Origin of the sequence: Actinoplanes sp. NPDC020271, from assembly GCF_044388125.1 — a bacterium.
GTDB lineage: Bacteria > Actinomycetota > Actinomycetes > Mycobacteriales > Micromonosporaceae > Actinoplanes.
This window is the reverse complement of sequence record NZ_JBIRWQ010000004.1, coordinates 525703-544687: the sequence shown is the minus strand read 5'-3', so window position 1 is coordinate 544687 and position 18985 is coordinate 525703. Positions and strand designations below refer to the sequence as shown.

The 18985-nt window shown below is 71.7% G+C and carries 17 protein-coding genes; 13 read left to right on the top strand and 4 right to left on the bottom strand.

The window, feature by feature from the left end; translation table 11 throughout:
- Positions 1-111 precede the first annotated feature (111 nt).
- Together ACH442_RS12680 and ACH442_RS12675 are read right to left on the bottom strand one after the other, a co-directional pair.
- The gene (locus ACH442_RS12680) at positions 112-1143 is read right to left on the bottom strand and encodes a glycoside hydrolase family 6 protein (RefSeq protein WP_396338084.1); all 1032 of its coding nucleotides are present in this window, start codon (positions 1141-1143) and stop codon (positions 112-114) included.
- Positions 1144-1150: 7 nt separating this feature from the next.
- Positions 1151-2941 (bottom strand): hydrogenase maturation protein, encoded by a 1791-nt coding sequence (locus ACH442_RS12675; protein WP_396338083.1) that lies wholly within the window; start codon positions 2939-2941, stop codon positions 1151-1153.
- Between the two features lie 182 nt (positions 2942-3123).
- Here ACH442_RS12675 and mfd point away from each other — a divergent pair, with 182 nt between their 5' ends.
- The 4 genes from mfd (at position 3124) to ACH442_RS12655 (ending at position 10138) form a co-directional block, all read left to right on the top strand.
- Positions 3124-6732 carry a transcription-repair coupling factor gene (mfd, locus tag ACH442_RS12670; RefSeq protein ID WP_396338082.1) on the top strand — a complete coding sequence of 1203 codons (3609 nt, stop codon included), beginning with the start codon at positions 3124-3126 and terminating at the stop codon, positions 6730-6732.
- A gap of 32 nt (positions 6733-6764) precedes the next feature.
- Positions 6765-7475 carry a hypothetical protein gene (locus tag ACH442_RS12665; protein WP_396338081.1) on the top strand — a complete coding sequence of 237 codons (711 nt, stop codon included), beginning with the start codon at positions 6765-6767 and terminating at the stop codon, positions 7473-7475.
- Between the two features lie 76 nt (positions 7476-7551).
- On the top strand, positions 7552-8511 hold the full coding sequence (locus ACH442_RS12660) for a nucleoside triphosphate pyrophosphohydrolase (RefSeq protein WP_396338080.1): 960 nt from the start codon (positions 7552-7554) through the stop codon (positions 8509-8511).
- A gap of 10 nt (positions 8512-8521) precedes the next feature.
- Positions 8522-10138 (top strand): DUF885 domain-containing protein, encoded by a 1617-nt coding sequence (locus ACH442_RS12655; protein WP_396338079.1) that lies wholly within the window; start codon positions 8522-8524, stop codon positions 10136-10138.
- A 289-nt stretch (positions 10139-10427) separates the two neighbouring features.
- Here the strand turns inward: ACH442_RS12655 and ACH442_RS12650 are convergent, their stop codons facing one another.
- Complete coding sequence (locus tag ACH442_RS12650) at positions 10428-11021, bottom strand: hypothetical protein (protein ID WP_396338078.1); 594 nt, start codon at positions 11019-11021, stop codon at positions 10428-10430.
- 74 nt (positions 11022-11095) lie between these two features.
- Complete coding sequence (locus tag ACH442_RS12645; protein ID WP_396338077.1) at positions 11096-11725, bottom strand: hypothetical protein; 630 nt, start codon at positions 11723-11725, stop codon at positions 11096-11098.
- 172 nt (positions 11726-11897) lie between these two features.
- On the opposite strand from ACH442_RS12645, the gene eno reads away from it, so the two are divergent.
- The 9 genes from eno to ACH442_RS12600 all read left to right on the top strand — a co-directional run bounded on the left by eno (position 11898) and on the right by ACH442_RS12600 (position 18978).
- Positions 11898-13181, top strand: a complete 1284-nt coding sequence (eno, locus tag ACH442_RS12640) for a phosphopyruvate hydratase (RefSeq protein ID WP_396338076.1) — start codon at positions 11898-11900, stop codon at positions 13179-13181.
- A gap of 83 nt (positions 13182-13264) precedes the next feature.
- Positions 13265-13873 (top strand): septum formation initiator family protein, encoded by a 609-nt coding sequence (locus ACH442_RS12635; RefSeq protein WP_396338075.1) that lies wholly within the window; start codon positions 13265-13267, stop codon positions 13871-13873.
- Complete coding sequence (locus ACH442_RS12630; protein WP_396338074.1) at positions 13873-14370, top strand: DUF501 domain-containing protein; 498 nt, start codon at positions 13873-13875, stop codon at positions 14368-14370. Before ACH442_RS12635 ends, ACH442_RS12630 begins: the two co-directional genes overlap by 1 nt.
- Positions 14370-14861 carry an amino-acid N-acetyltransferase gene (locus ACH442_RS12625; protein ID WP_396338073.1) on the top strand — a complete coding sequence of 164 codons (492 nt, stop codon included), beginning with the start codon at positions 14370-14372 and terminating at the stop codon, positions 14859-14861. Before ACH442_RS12630 ends, ACH442_RS12625 begins: the two co-directional genes overlap by 1 nt.
- Positions 14858-15772, top strand: a complete 915-nt coding sequence (locus ACH442_RS12620) for an exopolyphosphatase (protein WP_396338072.1) — start codon at positions 14858-14860, stop codon at positions 15770-15772. Before ACH442_RS12625 ends, ACH442_RS12620 begins: the two co-directional genes overlap by 4 nt.
- Before the next feature lie 559 nt (positions 15773-16331).
- Positions 16332-16661: a hypothetical protein gene (locus tag ACH442_RS12615; RefSeq protein ID WP_396338071.1), complete on the top strand. Its 330-nt coding sequence runs from the start codon at positions 16332-16334 to the stop codon at positions 16659-16661.
- 128 nt (positions 16662-16789) lie between these two features.
- Positions 16790-17506: a uracil-DNA glycosylase gene (locus ACH442_RS12610; RefSeq protein WP_396338070.1), complete on the top strand. Its 717-nt coding sequence runs from the start codon at positions 16790-16792 to the stop codon at positions 17504-17506.
- Between the two features lie 47 nt (positions 17507-17553).
- Entirely contained in the window at positions 17554-18252 is a 699-nt protein-coding gene (locus ACH442_RS12605) for a DUF4129 domain-containing protein (protein WP_396338069.1), read from the top strand.
- A gap of 150 nt (positions 18253-18402) precedes the next feature.
- A complete protein-coding gene (locus ACH442_RS12600; protein WP_396338068.1) occupies positions 18403-18978 on the top strand; it encodes a hypothetical protein in 576 nt (191 codons plus the stop codon).
- The last annotated feature ends 7 nt before the right edge of the window (positions 18979-18985 follow it).

Sequence of the window (18985 nt, the reverse complement as noted above, 5' to 3'; positions counted from 1 at the left end):
GTTCGGATGGCTCCAGGACGGCGCTGTCCCGACTTCGCCGATCGTATCGGCGTACCCCCGCGCGGGGGTGAATTGAGTCAAGAGTCTCACGGTCGTTCAGGAAGAAAACCATCACCCGGCCAAGGCCAGCGCGTACGCCGGATACCAGCGACCCGCCGGGGGAGCACCGCCGCCACAGGCGCCGTCGGACTCACCCGGTCGCTTGATCCACAGGTAGGCGTCGGCGAGCCGGTTACCGGTCCGGAGCGTGGGCGGCGTGCCGAGGCGCCGTCCGGGCGGATTGCACCAATGGCCGGCTGTCGGGCCGCCCGCGCCACGGTGCGCGGGTCCGTTGCCGTTACGGCTGGTGTCGATCACGAAGTGGGCGTCGCCGAGGAGGCGGGACAGCTCCGCGCCGTACGCCAGATTGTCTTTGGTGGTTTCGAAGTTGGCGACGTTGAGCGCCAGGCCATGGGCGCGCGTCGCTCCGGAACGGCGCAGCGCCGGTGCCATTGTCGCCGACGGCACCCAGGTCGGATTGCCGGCGTCGAGGTAGACGCGCACCCCGGGCAGGGCCCGCAGAGTCTCCACGGCATCGGCCAGCAGCCGGTAGCGCTCCGCGGTCCGCGCGGCCGTGAGACATCCGGTGGCCGCCTGGGCGACCGCGTCCGGTTCCAGGATCACCAGCGCGCGATGCCCGCGCAGGACAAGAGCCAGATCAAGGACCCATTTGCGGTACGCCGTAGCGTCCTGCGCGCCTCCGGCGGAAGGCCCCGAGCAGTCCCGGTGCGGGATGGAGTAGAGCACGAGCAGCGGCACCCGGCCGGCCCGCGCCGCGTCGCCGACCAGTGCCTCGGCCCGGGTCAGCGTCGCCGGCCGGGTGTCGGTGAGCCAGGTCGCGACCGGTTGCCCGGCGATCCGCCGCAGCGCCGCCGCCTGGTCGTGCCGCCCCTGACGTTCCAGGTTGCGGGCCTCGACCGCGGCCGGGCCGTGCGGGTCGACGTAGAACACCGGTTTCTCGGGCGCCACCGCCTCCGGGACGTGCACGACGGCCGGTTCCGCCCCGTGCCCGCGCAGCAGCGGGATCGTGGCGGTGAGCGTCAGCGCGACGGCGAGCAGCGCCCAGCGTCGCCGGCGTCCGCCGGTGTAGAGATGTCTGGCCATCGCGGAGTCAGGCGACCACCGGCACGGCGGGGCGGACCGTGACCGGCGCCCGCCGCTCGGATGTCGGACCGGCGTTGCCGGGGCGCGGCCGGCCGCCGAGGACCGGTCCGGTGTTGCCGGCCAGCAGCAGTTGCCGCGGCGTGGCCGTGGGCCGGACCTTGCCGACGAACGCGCCCCGGGCCGCGGCGAAACCGGACCGGTCGGCGTAGATGTCCCGGCTCATCTCGGCCAGCTCACGGGTCTCGTAGACGTCCAGCGGGATCCGCTCGGCCGCCAGCCGGCGCGCCTTCGCGGCGCGCTGTTTCCGCGCCGCCCGCGCATCGCTGTGGCGCTCGGCCAGCAGCGTCAGCCACTGCGTGAACGCCTCCGGGTGCCGCGGCCCGATCTCGTCGATCAGTCCGAACCTGACCGCCTGCGCGGTGCTGACCGGCAGCTTTCCCTCGATCAGGCGCTGCGCCCGGTCCGCCCCGACGCGCCGGGGCAGCGTGTAGGTGTGCAGCTCGGAGCCGTAGAGACCCATGTCGTAGTACGGGTTCAGCACGATCCCGTCCCGGGCCGCGACCACGTCCGCGCCCAGCCCGAGCATCACGCCCCCGGCGCCGGCACTGCCCGAGTACGCCGCGACCACCACCTGCCGGGTGCACGTGACGATCTCCCGGCAGACCTGGTTGATCGCCCGGATGCTGGCCCACGCGGCCGTGGCCGGGTCCGGCGCCGCCTCGATCACGTTCAGGTGGATGCCGTTGCTGAACGCCTCGGTCCCGCCGCGCAGCACCAGCACCCGGGTGTCCTGCGCGGTCGCGTGCCGCAGCGCGGCCAGCAGCCGGCGGCAGTGCCCGGGCGCCATCGCGCCGTTGTAGAAGTCGAAGTGCAGCCAGCCGATCGCGCCGGTGCGCCGGTAGCGCACCTGGCGGTACGCGTTCGGGGTCTCCGGTTCGGCCCAGGCCGGCACGGGCGAGTCCCGCACGCCGCGCAGCCGGGCGCCGAGCGCGCTGGTCGCCGGGACCTTGATGCCACCCTCGGCGGCCGGGCGCAGGTGGCCCAGCCACAGGCTGCCGTCCCCGGTGGCGACCAGGACCGCGCCCTGGCGGCGACCCAGCAGCGTGCCCGGGCGCGCCGTGCGGAACGGGCCGGGGTGCGCGTCGTAGACGTACGCGGCAAGCCCGCCGACCTCGGTGAGAACCCCCGGCGAACCGTCGGCCGCCCGGATCCGCCGCATGATGGTCTCGGTCGGGGCGGACCAGTCGAAGGCCCGGTCGGCCTGCCGCATCAGCGGTCGCGGCCCCGCGCCGGGCGTCCGGGTGGGCGTCTGCTCGGCCGGGACCGGGGTGAACGACGGGTCGGCGGCCTTGGCCACCACCTCCAGCGCGCACTCCAGCGCGGCGTCCGAGACCGGGCCGGTGTAAAGGGCCGACTTGCGCGGAGGAGTAGCCGGCACGCCGAACGTGCGGGTGGCCCAGATCGGCCCGGCGTCGAACTCCTCGACCGCCTGCAGAGCGGTGACGCCCCAGGTCCGCAGGCCGTCGGTGATCGCCCAGTCCAGCGAGGAGGCGCCGCGGTCACCGACCGGGCCGGGGTGCAGGATCACCGTGCGGAAGCGCTGCCAGACGACGGCCGGAACCCGATCCTTCAGGTACGGGCAGAGGATGAGCTCGGGCGCGGCGGCGCGCACCCCGTCCACGATCTCCCGCTCGCCGACCGCGAGCAGCACGCCGACCTCGTGACCGGCGTCGCGCAGCGCGCACCAGATCCGCTGGCTCAAGCCGTTGAAAGCGCTGACGAGCAGCAAGATGCGCATGGCGGTGCCTCCCCCTTGTTCCCGGGGGCACTCTTCAACACCGCTCAGCTCACATGCCGGACATGTTGTGCGTTGAGGCGCACGTGGGCGGGAGTGCCGGACGGTCGGACTAAGCTGATGGTCATACCCCCGGCCCTTTCCTCGACCGGGGTCGTTCGTCGTGCCCTCGGAGGGTCCTCGCCATGCAACTCGCCGGTCTGATCCCGGCCGCCCTGCGCGACCGTGGCCTCGCCCGGGCCCGTGACCTGGCGGCCAAAGGTTTCGTCGACTCCGACTCGATGGATCTCACGGCGCCGGTCTCGCTGCGCCCGTTCGTGGTGGCCACGGTGGCCGGCCCGGCCGACGTCGGCGGAGCCCAGCGCCCGGTCCTGGCGGTCACCGCGACCTCCCGCGAGGCGGACGACCTGGCCGACGCGCTCGGCTGCCTGATCGACCCGGAGCGGGTGGCGGTCTACCCGTCCTGGGAGACGCTGCCCCACGAGCGGCTCTCCCCGCGGTCGGACACGGTCGGCAAGCGCCTGGCCGTCCTGCGTCGCCTCGCCCACCCCGGTGACCAGCCGTTGCAGGTGGTCGTGGCACCGGTCCGGTCGCTGCTGCAGCCGCAGCTCAAGGGCCTGGGCGACCTGGAGCCGGTGGAGCTGGTCACCGGCCGGGAGGCGGAGCTGGAGGGCGTCGCCCGGCGGCTCTCCGACATGGCGTATGCCCGGGTCGACCTGGTCACCAAGCGCGGCGAGTTCGCCGTCCGCGGCGGCATCCTGGACGTCTTCCCGCCCACCGACGAGCACCCGTCCCGGGTCGAGTTCTGGGGCGACGAGGTGGAGGAGATCCGCACCTTCGCCGTCGCCGACCAGCGCACGATCGAGCAGGTCGAGCGGCTCTGGGCCCCACCCTGCCGGGAGCTGCTGCTCACCCCGGCCGTGCGGGAGAAAGCCGCGGCGCTGGCCGTCCAGCACCCCGAGCTGGCCGAGATCCTGGACAAGCTCTCGGCCGGCATCCCCGTCGAGGGGATGGAGTCGCTGGCCCCGGCGCTGCTGGACGGGACCGGCAGCATGGAGCTGCTGATCGACTGCATGCCGGCCGGGACGCACGTGCTGCTCTGCGACCCGGAGCGGATCCGGACGCGGGCGCACGACCTCACCCGTACCTCCGACGAGTTCTTGGAGGCGTCCTGGGCCGCGGCTGCCGTGGGCGGGCAGGCGCCGATCGACGTCGGCGCGGTCGCCTTCCGCAGCCTGGCCGACGTGCGGGCGCACGCGGCTGTCCTGAAGCAGCCGTGGTGGACGATCTCGCCCTTCGGCCTGGCCGGCGCTGAACCAGGGGAACCGCTGCCCTGGGAGGACGCCGCAGCTGTCGAGGTCGCCCCGGACACCGGCGACGCGGTCGCGCTGGCGGCCCAGCCGGTTCCGCTCTATCACGGTGACACGGCGAAATTGGCGGCCGACTTGTCCGAATGGGCGGCCGCCGGCTGGGCGATCGCGCTGGTCTTCGAGGGCAAGGGCACCGCCCAGCGCGCCACCGAGCTGCTGCGCGACGCCGGCCTGGGTGTCACCCCGGTCGACTCGATCTCCACCCCGATCGCCGACGGCCGGCTGCTGGTCACCTGCGGTGGGCTGAACCACGGCTTCGTCGACGAGGCGTCCCGGCTCGCGGTGATCACCGGCAACGACATCTCCGGCGGCCGCGGCGCCTCCACCAAGGACATGCGCAAGATGCCGGCTCGCCGGCGCAACACGATCGACCCGCTCGAGCTGAAGACGGGCGACTTCGTGGTGCACGAGCAGCACGGCATCGGCCGCTACATCGAGCTGGTCCAGCGCACGGTCAACGGTGCCGACCGGGAGTACCTGGTGATCGAGTACGCCGCGTCCAAGCGCGGCCAGCCCGGCGACCGGCTCTACGTCCCCACCGACCAGCTCGACCAGCTCTCCCGCTACGTCGGGGGTGAGCAGCCCACGCTGCACAAGATGGGCGGCGCCGACTGGCAGAAGAGCAAGGCCCGGGCCAAGAAGGCGGTCAAGGAGATCGCCGCCCAGCTCATCCAGCTGTACGCGGCCCGCCAGGCGTCCAAGGGTCACTCGTTCGGGCCGGACACGCCGTGGCAGCGCGAGCTGGAGGACGCGTTCCCGTACACCGAGACGCCCGACCAGATGGCCGCGATCGTCGAGGTCAAGCACGACATGGAACTGCAGACCCCGATGGACAGGCTGATCTGCGGCGACGTCGGTTACGGCAAGACCGAGATCGCGGTCCGGGCGGCGTTCAAGGCGGTGCAGGACGGCAAGCAGGTCGCCGTGCTCGTGCCGACCACGCTGCTCGCCCAGCAGCACTTCAACACGTTCACCGAGCGGATGAGCCAGTTCCCGGTGCAGATCAAGCAGCTGTCCCGGTTCCAGACGCCGAAGGAGGCCGCGCTCACCCTGGAGCACGCCGCCGACGGCACCGCCGACATCGTGATCGGCACGCACCGCCTGCTGGCGAAATCGACCCGGTTCAAGAACCTCGGGCTGATCATCGTGGACGAGGAGCAGCGTTTCGGCGTCGAGCACAAGGAGCAGCTCAAGGCCCTGCGCGCCTCGGTCGACGTGCTGACCATGTCGGCCACCCCGATCCCGCGGACGCTGGAGATGGCGATCACCGGCATCCGGGAGATGTCGACCATCGCGACGCCGCCGGAGGAGCGCCACCCGGTGCTCACCTACGTCGGCGCCCAGGACGACAAGCAGGTCGCCGCCTCCATCCACCGCGAGCTGCTGCGTGACGGCCAGGTGTTCTACCTGCACAACCGGGTCGAGTCGATCGACCGGGCGGCCCGCAAGCTGCGCGAGCTGGTGCCCGAGGCCCGGGTCGCGGTGGCGCACGGCCAGATGAGCGAGGAACAGCTGGAGAAGGTGATGGTCGGCTTCTGGGAGAAGGAGTTCGACGTCCTGGTCTGCACCACGATCGTCGAGTCCGGCATCGACATCCCGAACGCCAACACCCTGATCGTCGAGCGTGCCGACCTGCTCGGCCTGGCCCAGCTGCACCAGATCCGCGGCCGGGTCGGCCGGGGGCGCGAGCGGGCGTACGCGTACTTCCTCTACCCCCGTGAGAAGCCGCTCACCGAGCACGCCCACGAGCGGCTGGCCACCATCGCCCAGCACACCGAGCTCGGCGCCGGGATGTACGTGGCGATGAAGGACCTGGAGATCCGCGGCGCCGGCAACCTGCTCGGCGGCGAGCAGTCCGGCCACATCGAGGGCGTCGGCTTCGACCTCTACGTGCGGATGGTCGGCGAGGCGGTCAGCGCGTTCAAGGGCGAGCGCCCCGAGGAGGAGCCCGAGGTCAAGATCGATCTCCCGATCGACGCGCACCTGCCCACGGAGTACATCGCGGTCGAGCGGTTGCGCCTGGAGATGTACCGCAAGCTGGCCGAGGCCCGCGACGAGGCGCGCCTGGAGGAGGTCATCGCCGAGATGACCGACCGCTACGGCGAGCCGCCGGCCCCGGTGGTCAACCTGATCGCGGTCGCCCGCTTCCGCCAGCTGGCCCGCGCCTACGGCCTCACCGACGTGTCCATGCAGGGCAAACACCTCCGCTTCTCGCCGCTGAACCTGCTGGACTCGAAGCAGATGCGGCTCAAGCGGTACCACCCGGACTCGGTCTACAAGGCGGCGAACGAGCAGGTCAGTGTCCCGCGCCCGGCCACCCGCCGGCTGGGCGGCGAGCCGCTGCGCGACCAGGCCCTGCTGCAGTGGTGCGCTCAGCTGCTGAAGGACGTGCTCGGCGACGCGCCGGTCGCGGCCCGGGTGTGACGGATCACATTGATCGTGAGAAGGTGATGGCCATGCAGCGTAGCCGTCGACTCGCATCCATGGCCGTCGTCGCGTCCCTCGCGGTGACCGGCCTTTCCGCCTGCCGGTCCGAACCGGCCGTGGCCGCGTACATCGGTGACACCCGGATCACCGAGAAGCGGGTCCAGGAGGTGTGGGACGACGCCCGCGCCGCGCTGGGCGACGCCGCGGCCATGCCGATCACCCGCACCGACGTCGTCAACGTGCTGGTCAGCCGGAATCTGATCGAACGGGTCGCGCAGCGGCACAACGTGCAGCTGCCGGCCGGTCTCTCCTACGACCAGTTCGCCGCCCTGGTCCGCCTGCCCGCCAAGACGGAGTACGTGCAGTTGTACGCGCAGTACAACGCCTTGCAGTACACCGTCGAGCAGTCGATCACCGGCACGACCGCGCTCACCGAGGACGACCTGAAGGACGTCTACCAGCGGCTCACCGCGAACAACGCGCTGGAGCCGGGCACCACCTTCGATGCCTTCAAGGGCACCGTCCCGGCCGACGTGACGAAGGATCTGGAGGCCGCGGTCGCGCTGCGCAACGAGGTGCACCAGGTCGCCGACCCGCTCGACGTCACCGTCAACCCGCGTTACCAGCCGATCGAGCTGGGCGTCTACGGTGTCCAGAACCAGCAGACCAAGGCGATCTATCAGATCGTCGCGGCGCAGGTCGGCGGCAACGCCACGGTCCCGGTCGCCGACGTCTCCTGAACAAAGCCGACGTCTCCTGAACAAAGCCGACGTCCGGTGAACAAGCCGGCGCCTCCTGAACGACTTGGATCGCCTCTTGAGCAGTCGCATCGTCCTGCTGGTCACCTCGCCGCGCCTGCCGGCGGGGCTGCTCACCGCCGAGGCGTGGGACACCGTGCGCTCCGGCCCGGTCTTCGCCGCCGCCGAGTCCGAGCAGGCGGTGGCGCTGCGCGCGGCCGGTGTGCCGGTGACCGTGCTGGACACCGACGCGCAGGGCCTGCTCGACGCGATCGGGGACGCCCCGCTCGCGGTCTGGCTGGCCGGGCCGCACGGCGATCAGCCGTTCGCACGCCAGCTCGGGCTGCGGCTGGCCCGTGAACCCGGGCTGGCCGAGCTCGAGCTGATGTACGGCAGCTGGGACCCGCCCGGCGCGCGCCTGCTGGACGCGGTCGCCGTCATGGACCGCCTGGCCTCGCCCGGGGGCGATCCGTGGAAGCGGGCGCAGAGCCACCGTACGCTCGCGCCTTATCTGCTCGAGGAAAGCTATGAGGCGTACGACGCCATCGAGCGCGACGACCTCGACGAGCTGCGTGAGGAACTCGGCGACGTGCTGCTGCAGATCGTGCTGCACGCCCGCCTCGCCGAGGAGCTGCCGGACGGCCGGGCCTGGAACATCGACGACGTCGCCGGGATCCTGGTGGAGAAGATGATCCGCCGGAACCCGCACGTCTTCGCCGGTGAGCGCGTCGAGGACATCGAGGAGATCACCGCGAACTGGGAGCGGATCAAGCGCGAGGAGAAGTCGCGCGACTCCGTTCTGGACGGCGTGGCACTGAGCCAGCCGGCGCTCGCGCTGGCCGCGAAGATCCTGCACCGCGCGGCCCGGGGCGGTGTCGACGTGCCGCTTCCCGGCGACGACGACCTCGGCTCGGGGCTGTTGCGCCTGGTCGCCGACGCGCGTGAGGCAGGTCTCGACCCCGAGGCACAACTGCGAAAAGCCACTCTGGCGTACGCCGAAGCGGTGCGAGCGGCGGAAAAAGTCGGACCTCCCGAGTAGTTTTCTCGGCATGCCGGAGTTCGTACCGCTCGCCGAGCGCATCGCCGACGCTCTGCTGGAGAGCGACCCCGTGACGGCCCTCTACGCGGGGGACCATCGCTTCGACGACCGCCTGCCCGACCTCTCCGCCACCGCGGTCGGGGGCCGGGTCGCCATGCTCCGCGATGCCGCCGACGCGCTCAGCGGCATCGACGCCGACGGGCTCGACGCGGAGGATCAGGCCGATCACGCCATCCTCAGCGCCCAGGTCGAGCGGCGGCTGTTCGAGCTGACCGACGTGCGTGAGCACGAGTGGAATCCGTTGGAGCACAACCCCGGTCCGCTGCTGCACGGCCTGCTGTCCCGCCCGTTCGCCCCGCCCGCCGAGCGGCTGGAGAGCTTGCGCGGCCGGCTCGCCGCCCTGCCCGACGCGCTGGCCACCGCTCGTGCCGTGCTGCGCGACGTGCCACGGGTCCATGCCGAGACCGCGGCCGGTCAGTTCGCCGGCACGGCCGGGCTGATCCGCGACGAGCTGCCCGTGCTGCTGGCTCAGGAGCCGGGCCTGCGTGACTCGGTCGAGCCGGTGGTGCAGGCTTCGCTGGCCGCGCTCGGCGAGTTCGGCGGCTGGCTGCGGCAGCGGCTGGAGAGCGGCGAGCCCGGCCGTGACCCGCGACTCGGCCGCCGGCTGTGGGAGGCGCGGCTCTGGCACACGCTGGACACCGAGCTCTCCGCCTCCGAGGTGCTCAGCCGCGCCCAGGCGAACCTGGACCGGGTCGGCGCCGAGCTGCGCACGCTCGCGGCCGAGCTGGTCGGCGGCGAGCCCAGCGACGAGACGGTCCGCCGCGCGCTGGACACCATCGCCGGGCAGCACCCGGACAACACCACGATCGTCGGCCTGGCCAAGGGGGCGATGGACGAGGCGACCGAGTTCGTCCGCGCCCATGACGTCGTGTCGCTGGTGGACGATCCCTGCGTGATCGAGGAGATGCCGGAGTTCGCCCGCGGCGTCGCGGTGGCCTACTGTGACCCGCCCGGCCCGCTGGAGACCGCGGACGTCCCGACGTTCTACTGCATCGCCCCGGCGCCGTCGGACTGGCCGGCCGAGCGGGTCCGCAGCTTCTACCGGGAATACAACAACGAGATGATCCGGAATCTCACCGTGCACGAGGCGATGCCGGGTCACTTCCTGCAGCTCGCGCACGGCCGCCGGTTCCGGGGCAGCAGCAAGGTGCGCGCGCTGGGCCTGTCCGGGCCGTTCGTCGAGGGCTGGGCGGTCTACGCCGAGGAGATGATGGTCGGTCTCGGCTTCGGCGGCCCGAAGGTGCGGTTGCAGCAGCTCAAGATGCAGTTGCGGATGAGCCTCAACGCGGTCGTCGACCAGTTGGTGCACTGCGACGACCTGGCCGAGTCCGAGGCCATGGCGCTGATGACCGGGCGCGGCTTCCAGGAGGAGGGCGAGGCGGCCGGCAAGTGGCGGCGGGCGCTGCTCACCTCGACCCAGCTCTCCACCTACTTCGTGGGTTACACCGAGGTCGCGGCGATCGCGGCGGCCCGCCCGTTCGGCGCCACCCCGAAAGCCTGGCACGACGCGATGCTGGCCCACGGCTCGCCGCCCCCGCGCCACCTGCGCGCCCTCCTCGGCGTCTGAGAGGTCCGCCCGGCGGTGACCTTCGGCCCTGATGCGGGGTGTGTCGCGGCGGGAGGCTTGAACCCGGGAAAGCAGCGGGGCAGGCCCGGGAGACGCGACCGGCGGAAGGAGGTGATGCGTGGCGCAGCAGCGATCAGGAAGGCATGCCCTCGTGGCCGTGCGTGCACCCGCGCCTCCCCCCGCGCGGGAGCACGCCGCGGCGCAGTCGGCGTCGTCACGGCCAGGCGGTTCCGTGCCAGCCGGCCAGGCGGTTCCGCGCCAGCCGGAAGATCCCGCGCGGCCGAGCCGTTCAGCGGGGCTGGAAGTCCGCGTCGTCGGCGGTGCCGACGAGCGCGGTCAGCGTCAGGTCCGCCTCCGTGCCGGCCAGCACCCCGGTGAAGGCGGCCAGCGTCCCGTCCCCGGTCACGCACACCTCGAAGGCGCCGGTCAGTTTCACGCAGGCCGCGTGCCGCCCGGCGATGGTCGTGTCCCGCTCGGTGATCTCCAGTGCCGGGTCAGCGGCGGCCGCCCGCAGCTTCGCCTCGACCGCGGCCGGCGTGATCAGGCCGGAGGCGGGCGGCAGGTCGGCGGCGCCGGGGGCGGAGACCACGCAGCCGGGCGCGCACCGGGTGGTGGCGGCCGGGGTGACGATCAGCGAACCGCCGGGCCAGCGATAGGCCGTACGGGAAGGCTCTTGAATGATCTTCGCAGTCGCCCCGTCGGCCAGGCGGTAGGCCGCCGTGTAGGTCAGCCCGGCGGAGTCGGCGATCTGGCCGGCGATCTGCGTGACCGCGTCGGCCGGACCGACCCCGGCCGCGCCGGCCTGGGCGAGATCGGCGCAGGCGGCCGTGGCGAGGAGCATGCCGGCGGCGAGGAAAGCATTCGCGAATCGTCGGCGGGCCACGATCCCCACCCTGGTCCGGACGTCAGTCGCACGCAAACGATATATGTCGGTCGATAAAGGGGGGAATTGTTTGTTCAGGCGGACTCGGCGGCTTTGGTGCGCTGCATGAGTTGATAACGCATGACATAACGGCGAATGATCTTCGCCTCGGACTCCGGCGGGTCGTAGAGGGCGACCATCTCCACCGACAACGGGCCACGGACCGGTACCTGCTGCCGCATCGCGCTGGCCTTCGTCACGGTTGCCGTGAACTCGACCACGTCGCCGCCGAGCTGCGCCCGCAGCGCCACCTCGTGACCGGGCCGCACCTCGACGTCGGTGAAGTGGGCGCGCACCGAGCGCTCGCTGATGTCGTGGATCCAGCCGATCGCGTCGGGGTGCCCGGTGCGGGTCATCACGATCGGCTCGCCGCCGCCTCCGCGCACGTAGAGGCGGTTCTGAACGATCTCCGGTGCGCCGGAGAGCCGCAGCTCGGCCCGGTTCTCGTCGGTGCCGGCGACGGTGGCGGAGACCACGTACCGGCCGCGGGGTGCGGCGGACCAGCGCAGGATCACCACCGACCCCTGGCGCGGCACGTGGGCGCGGGGGAGCGAGACGGTCACGGCCGCCTCGGTGGCGGTCACGACCCGGACACCGGGGTGGATATCGCCACCGGCTTCCATCTCGACGCGTGAGCCGTCCTCAGGAATCAGGCTGCTGCTCATAGTGCCCCCTGTTTCGGCAGGCGGGCCGTGGTTTTGAGGCATACCGCGCGGTGAAGTTGGCCGGGCGGCCGAACAGGCGACTCGTCGGCTCGATACGCTCACTGGCGTGGTCGGCCCGCAGGGTCGCGGACCGAAACGGTATTCGTACAACGCTTAGGGAGCGACACCACAAATGGCCACCATTGAAGCGATCGTCGCCCGCGAGATCCTGGATTCCCGTGGCAACCCGACCGTCGAGGTCGAGGTCGGCCTCGACGACGGCACCGTCGGCCGCGCCGCGGTTCCGTCCGGCGCCTCCACCGGTGCGTTCGAGGCGCACGAGCTGCGTGACGGCGACAAGGGGCGTTACCTCGGCAAGGGTGTCGAGAAGGCCGTCGCCAACATCGAGGACAAGATCGCCGACGAGCTGATCGGTTACGAGGCGAGCGAGCAGCGCCTGATCGACCAGAAGATGCTCGACCTGGACGGCACCGACACCAAGTCGGAGCTGGGCGCCAACGCGATCCTGGGCGTCTCCCTCGCGGTCGCCAAGGCGGCCGCGCTCTCCGCCGAGCTTCCGCTGTTCCGTTACGTCGGTGGCCCGAACGCCGCCGTCCTGCCGGTCCCGATGATGAACATCGTCAACGGTGGCGCGCACGCCGACTCCAACGTCGACGTGCAGGAGTTCATGATCGCCCCGATCGGCGCCCCGACGTTCCGCGAGGCGCTGCGCACCGGCGCCGAGGTCTACCACGCGCTGAAGTCGGTGCTGAAGAAGAAGGGCCTGTCGACCGGCCTGGGCGACGAGGGCGGCTTCGCGCCGAACCTGCCGGCCAACGCCGCCGCGCTGGACCTGATCGCCGAGGCCGTCCAGGCCGCCGGCTTCTCCCTGGGCAGCGACATCGTGCTGGCCATGGACGTCGCCGCGACCGAGTTCTACAAGGACGGGTCGTACGTTTTCGAGGGCGCCCCGAAGTCGACCGACGAGATGATCGCCTACTACGCGAAGCTCGCCGCCGACTACCCGATCGTCTCCATCGAGGACCCGCTGGCCGAGGACGACTGGGCCGGCTGGAGCGCGATGACCGCGGAGCTGGGCAACAAGATCCAGATCGTCGGCGACGACCTGTTCGTCACCAACCCGCAGCGCATCGCCCGCGGCATCGCCGAGGCGGCCGGCAACGCGGTGCTGGTCAAGGTGAACCAGATCGGTTCGCTGACCGAGACGCTGGACGCCGTGGACCTGGCCCACCGGGCCGGCTTCAAGACGATGATGTCGCACCGCTCCGGTGAGACCGAGGACACCACGATCGCCGACCTGGCCGTCGCGGTCGGCTCGGGTCAGATCAAGACCGGTGCCCCGGCCCGTTCCGACCGGGTCGCGAAGTACAACCAGCTCCTGCGCATCGAGGAGCAGCTGGAGAGCGCCGCGCGTTACGCCGGTGCGGGCGCGTTCCCGCGTTACCGGGTCGCGTAACACCCGACCGGCCATCATGGTGAAGTGGCACCCGAGCCCACTCGGGTGCCACAATCCGTGACGGTTGTGGGGGAGGGGTGGAGATGACACAGCGTCGCATGCCGAGCGGTCAGGGTCCGTCCCGTCGATCGAGTGGCAGCGGCGGCGGCGGCCGTCCCGGCTCGTCGTCCCGCACCCGCAACACCGGTGCGATCCGGGTGGAGGCGCGCCCCACGGTCCGGGTGCCGGCGTCTCGCAGTGCCCGGCCGGCCGGTTCACGGCGTCAGTCGCAATCGGGCGGTCCCGCCGCCCGGCGCACCGACGCTCCCCGGCCCCGCGCGCTGACCAGCCGGGCCACCATCCTGCTCGCGGTGTTCGTGGTGCTGGCCCTGGCCTACACCTATCCGATCCGCGTCTACCTGCAGCAGGAGTCGGAGATCGCCCAGCTCAAGCGCTCGCAGGCCGAGCAGAGCGGCGAGATCGCGAAGACCGCCGCCGAGCTGGAGAAGTGGAACGACCAGGAGTACATCCGGATTCAAGCCCGGAAAGACCTTTATTACGTACGGCGTGGCGAAGCCCCGTTGCTGGTGATCACCGCCTCGCCCGGCGCGTCCCGTGACGCCGACCCGAAAGCCCCGGCGGCCGTCCCGGACCGCTGGTACGACACGCTGTGGAACAGCGTCCGAGCCGCCGACGCGGAGCCCGCGAACTGATGGATGCACCAGACCCTGCCGATCTCGACATCGTGGCGGCCCAGCTCGGCCGCCGTCCTCGCGGCACCCGGGCGATCGCGCACCGCTGCCCGTGCGGCAACCCGGATGTGGTGGAGACCGCGCCGCGCCTCGACGACGGCACGCCGTTTCCCACGATGTACTACTTGACCTGTCCACATGCCACCGCCGCGTGCAGCCGCCTGGAGTCGGCCGGCGTGATGCGCGACATGCAGGAACGGTTGAGCACCGACCCCGAGCTCGCGGCGCAGTACGCGAAGGCGCATCAGGACTACCTGGACCGTCGCCAGGCGATCGAGGACGTGCCGGAGATCCGCAACGTGTCCGCCGGCGGCATGCCCGATCGGGTCAAGTGCCTGCACGTCCACCTCGGGCACGCGCTGGCCGCGGGCCGCGGGGTGAACCCGTTCGGCGACGAGGTGCGCGACGCGGTCGAGCCGTGGTGGGTCGACGGCCCGTGTGTGCGAAAAGCCGAGTGATGATCCGTCGCGCCCGCACCGGGGACGTGAAGGCGATCCGGGCCCTGGTCGACACGTACACGACGGATCGGCGGCTGCTCAGCAAGGCCACGGTCACCCTCTACGAGTCCGTCCAGGAGTTCTGGGTGGCGGTCGACGAGGACGGCACGGTCGTCGGCTGCGGTGCCCTGCACGTCATGTGGGAGGACCTGGCGGAGATCCGCACGGTCGCCGTCCACCCGAGCCAGCGCGGCCGCAAAATCGGTCACCGGATCGTGTCGGTGCTGCTCGACCAGGCCCGTGAGCTCGGCGTGCGCCGGGTCTTCTGCCTGACGTTCGAGACCCGGTTCTTCGGCGCGTTCGGGTTCACCGAGATCGACGGCGCGCCGGTGCCGCACGCCGTCTACGAACAGCTCCTCCGGTCGTACGACGAGGGTGTCGCCGAGTTCCTGGACCTGGAACGGGTCAAGCCGAACACGTTGGGGAACACGAGAATGCTGCTGCACCTATGAGGGTCGCCGCCATCGACTGCGGGACCAACGCGGTCCGTCTGCTGATCGCCGACGTCGAGGGTGACCGGCTGACCGACGTCCGGCGCACCATGGAGATCGTCCGCCTGGGCGAGGGCGTCGACCGGACCGGCAGGCTCTCCCCGGCCGCGATCGAGCGCACCCGGGTCGCGCTCGTCGGCTACGCCGCCGAGATCAAAAGATCAGAAGCGGTCGCCGTACGGATGTGTGCCACCTCCGCCTCGCGGGACGCCTCGAACGCGCAGGACTTCCGGGACATGGTGCGTGGCGTGCTGGGCGTGGATCCGGAGGTGATCACCGGTGAGGAGGAGGCCACGCTCTCGTTCCTCGGGGCGGTGAAGGGTCTCCCGGCGCCGGGGCCGTACCTGGTGTTCGACCTGGGGGGCGGTTCCACCGAGTTCGTCACCGGCACGGATACGGTCGAGCGGGCGATCTCGATGGACATCGGTTGTGTCCGGATGACCGAGCGCCACCTGCGCGGCGACCCGCCTGCCGCGGAGGAGCTGGCCGCCGCGGAGAAGGACGTGACGGCGGCGGTCGACACGGCGCTGGCCGCGGTCGCCGGCCGCGAGGCGTGCACGCTGGTCGGCCTGGCCGGCACCGTCACCACGGTCGCCGCCCTGGTCCACGACCTCCCGGAGTACGACTCGGACCGCATCCACCACAGCGAGCTCAGCCGCGAGGCGGTCACCCGGGTCACCGGGGAGCTGCTCGCGATGACCGTCGAGCAGCGGCTGGCACTGCCGGTGATGCACCCGGGCCGGGCCGACGTGATCGGTGCCGGCGCCCTGATCATGCGCATCATCCTGGAGCGTTCCGGTCACGACACGGTGATCGCCTCCGAGCACGACATCCTGGACGGCATCGCTTTCGGGTTGGCCGCATCGGCCTGATCCGGCTCCGGACGGGCAAATCGGTCTGCCTTTTCGGCCGGTTTTCGCTGCCCGTGTGTCGTCATCGTGCGCACACCGGGTCATATTCCCAGGAAAGTCACAGCACCCGTTGCGTGATGTCAGATAACCCCAGCTAGATCGGGGTCGCGCGACGCTCCCGCCGGTCGTTATCCTCGCCTGCCAGACGATCGGACGGTGAACGTCCGCGAAAGGAAGCATCGATGTCGAACCCGGTTGAGCCGACTCACGGCGGCCAGGCCTTCCCGCCGCCGAACGCAGCCGGCGCCGCGTACCCGCCGCCGAACGCGGGCACCCCGGGAACGCCTGGTGCCTATCCGCCGCCGAACGCCGGCGCGCCCGGTGGTTACCCGGCGCCCGGTGCCGGTGCCCCCGGTGGTTACCCGGCGCCCGGTGCCGGTCCCCCGGTGGTTACCCGCCGCCCGGTGCCGGTGCCCCCGGTGGCTACCCGCCGCCCGGCGCCGCGGGCTTCCCGCCGCCGGCCCCGCTGCAGCCGGCCCCGAAGAAGTCGGCCGGCAAGCGGATCCTCAGCATCCTCGGCGTGATCGCGATCATCATCGTGATCGCCGTGATCAAGATCGGCCTGCGCTCGGCGCTCAGCTCCGACCCGACCAAGGACGCCAAGGTCGGCGACTGCATCTCGGTCAGCGAGAAGCTCTCCGACAAGGAGACCGAGACCGAGGCCGACGTCGTCGACTGCTCGAACTCGAAGGCCAAGTTCGTGGTCGTCGGCAAGGTTCCCGGCGTCGACGACGTGAACAGCAAGGCCTGCGACTCGTTCTTCACCGAGGCCGACAAGGACCCGGCGATCCTGTCCAGCCCGACCGGTGCGGACGACAAGTACCTGCTCTGCGTGAAGGCCAAGGCCTGATCCGCGGCGGGACCTGATCGGGGGCGGCGTTCCGGGCCTGGAACGCCGCCCCCGGTTGCACCACGACGCGGCCCAGATGTTGTGCTGATCCGGTGCAACCGTCGGAGTCCTCACCACGTACGCCGGAAATGGTTGTCGCACAGGCGGCCGAGGCCGCGTCGCTGAGCGTGCTCGACGCCCGCATCGCGGATTGTTTTGCCTGCCCACGGCTGGTCGAGTGGCGCACCGAGGTCGCACGTGTCAAGCGGGCCGCCTTCCGGGACCAGGAGTACTGGGGCCGTCCGATCCCCGGCTACGGCCCCGCCGACGCGTCGATCGCGATCCTCGGCCTGGCGCCGGCCGCGCACGGCGGCAACCGCACCGGCCGGATCTTCACCGGCGACCGCTCCGGGGACGTCCTCTTCGCCGCCCTGCACCGGGCCGGCCTCGCCAACCAGCCGACCAGTGTCTCCGCCGACGACGGCCTGGAGCTGCGGCACACCCGGATCTTCGCGGCGGTGCGCTGCGCCCCGCCGGACAACAAGCCCACACCGGAGGAACGGGACACCTGCGCGCCCTGGATCCGCCGGGAACTGCAAATGATCACTCCCACCCTCCGCGTCGTGGTCGCCCTGGGTGCCTTCGCCTGGGCCGCCTGGTGGCCGGCCATGCGATCGGCGTACGGCGTGAACCCGCCCGTCCCGCGTCCCAAATTCGGGCACGGAGCCGAGGTCAGCCTGCCCGGCGTACCCCCGGTGCTCGGGTGTTTCCACGTCAGCCAGCAGAACACGTTCACCGGCCGGCTCACCCCCGACATGCTCGACGCGGTGTTCACTCGTGCCAAGGCTCTGGCGGGCCTGGCATGATGCGCGTGTCCGAATCCCGTTTCGAGTCACGGATCTGAACAGCCCGTATGGACCTTGCACAACTGCGTCGCTGGTGGCCTCTGGTCGCCGTCATCGCGCTGCTCTTCGTGACTTCGCTGGCAGCGACCCGGTCCGCGCCCCAGCTGGACCGGATCACCCCGCGCGCGGCCACGCCCACGACGCAGGCGCCGCTGCTGCCACCCACCCCGAACCCGACCGCGCCGGAGGGGACACCCGCCCCGGTCGAGGCCGCCCAGGGCCTGCCCGACTGGATCGGCACGGTCACGGTCGTGCTGCTCACCGTCCTGGTGATCGGCATGGTGGCGGTTCTCACCTGGGCGCTGCTGCGCGACGTGAACCGCCGCCGCCGGAACCGGACCGGGCGCCGTGACCCGCGCCGCGCCGGTAACACCGCGGAGGACCTGGTCGCCGCGCTCGACGCCGGCCTGGAGGAACTCTCCGACGCCGACCGGGACCCGCGCCGTGCGGTCATCGCCTGCTGGGTGCGGCTGGAGCAGGCGGCGGCCGAGGCCGGCACCCCGAGACATCCCGGCGACAGCCCGACCGACCTGGTCGGCCGGCTGCTGGCCGAGCAGCAGGTGGACGCGGCCGTGCTGGCCGCGCTGATGGAGGTGTACCGGGAGGCGCGGTACGCCACGCACACCGTCGACGACCGGATGCGGCTCCAGGCCCGTAACGCTCTGGAACGCCTGCGGGCCGACCTGGGAGCGGGGGTCCCGGCATGAGCGAGCTTGCGAGTGAATCATCGGGCTCAGTCCAGAACTCATGGCGACGCCGGAGCGCAGCGGAGGTGGCGGCATGAGCGAGCTTGCGAGTGAATCATCGGGCTCAGTCCAGAACTCGTGGCGACGCCGGAGCGCAGCGGAGGTGGCGGCATGAGTTACGGGGGACTGGGCGAGCTCTTCGAGATGACGGCGCCCGCGTCCGCGGAGCCGGCGCCGAAGCCGCGGCGCCGTCGCTCACCGGCCGTCCGGGTGGCCGGCAACGTGATCCTGATCGCCGCCGCCACCGTCGTGGTCGTCGCCGCGCTGCGGGCCGGCTCGGTGCACGCCCCGCTGCTGCTGGTCGTCGCCCTGCTGACCGGCCTGCGGGTGGTCACGATCGCGGCCTCGGCGGTTCGCCCGCCCCGCGCGTTCCGCGGTGGTGCCGCGGGCAGCAGCGCGTCGGCTCGCGCGACCGACTCGTTGCGTGCCACAGTGCGCCGCTGGGAGCGAACTCTCGACAAGGCGCACTCCGAGTCGGACACCTATGCGCGTAACGTCTTGCCGGTGCTCGGCGAACTCGCCGACGAGCGCCTGCGGTTGCGGCATGGCATCACCCGGGCCGGTGACCCGGCCCGTGCCCGTGAGCTGCTCGGCGAACAGGCCTGGTCGGTGCTTTCCGACCCGGGCCGGCGCGGGCTGAAGACGCGGGACCTGGAGACGTACGTACAAGCGATGGAACGACTGTGAGAAAGGT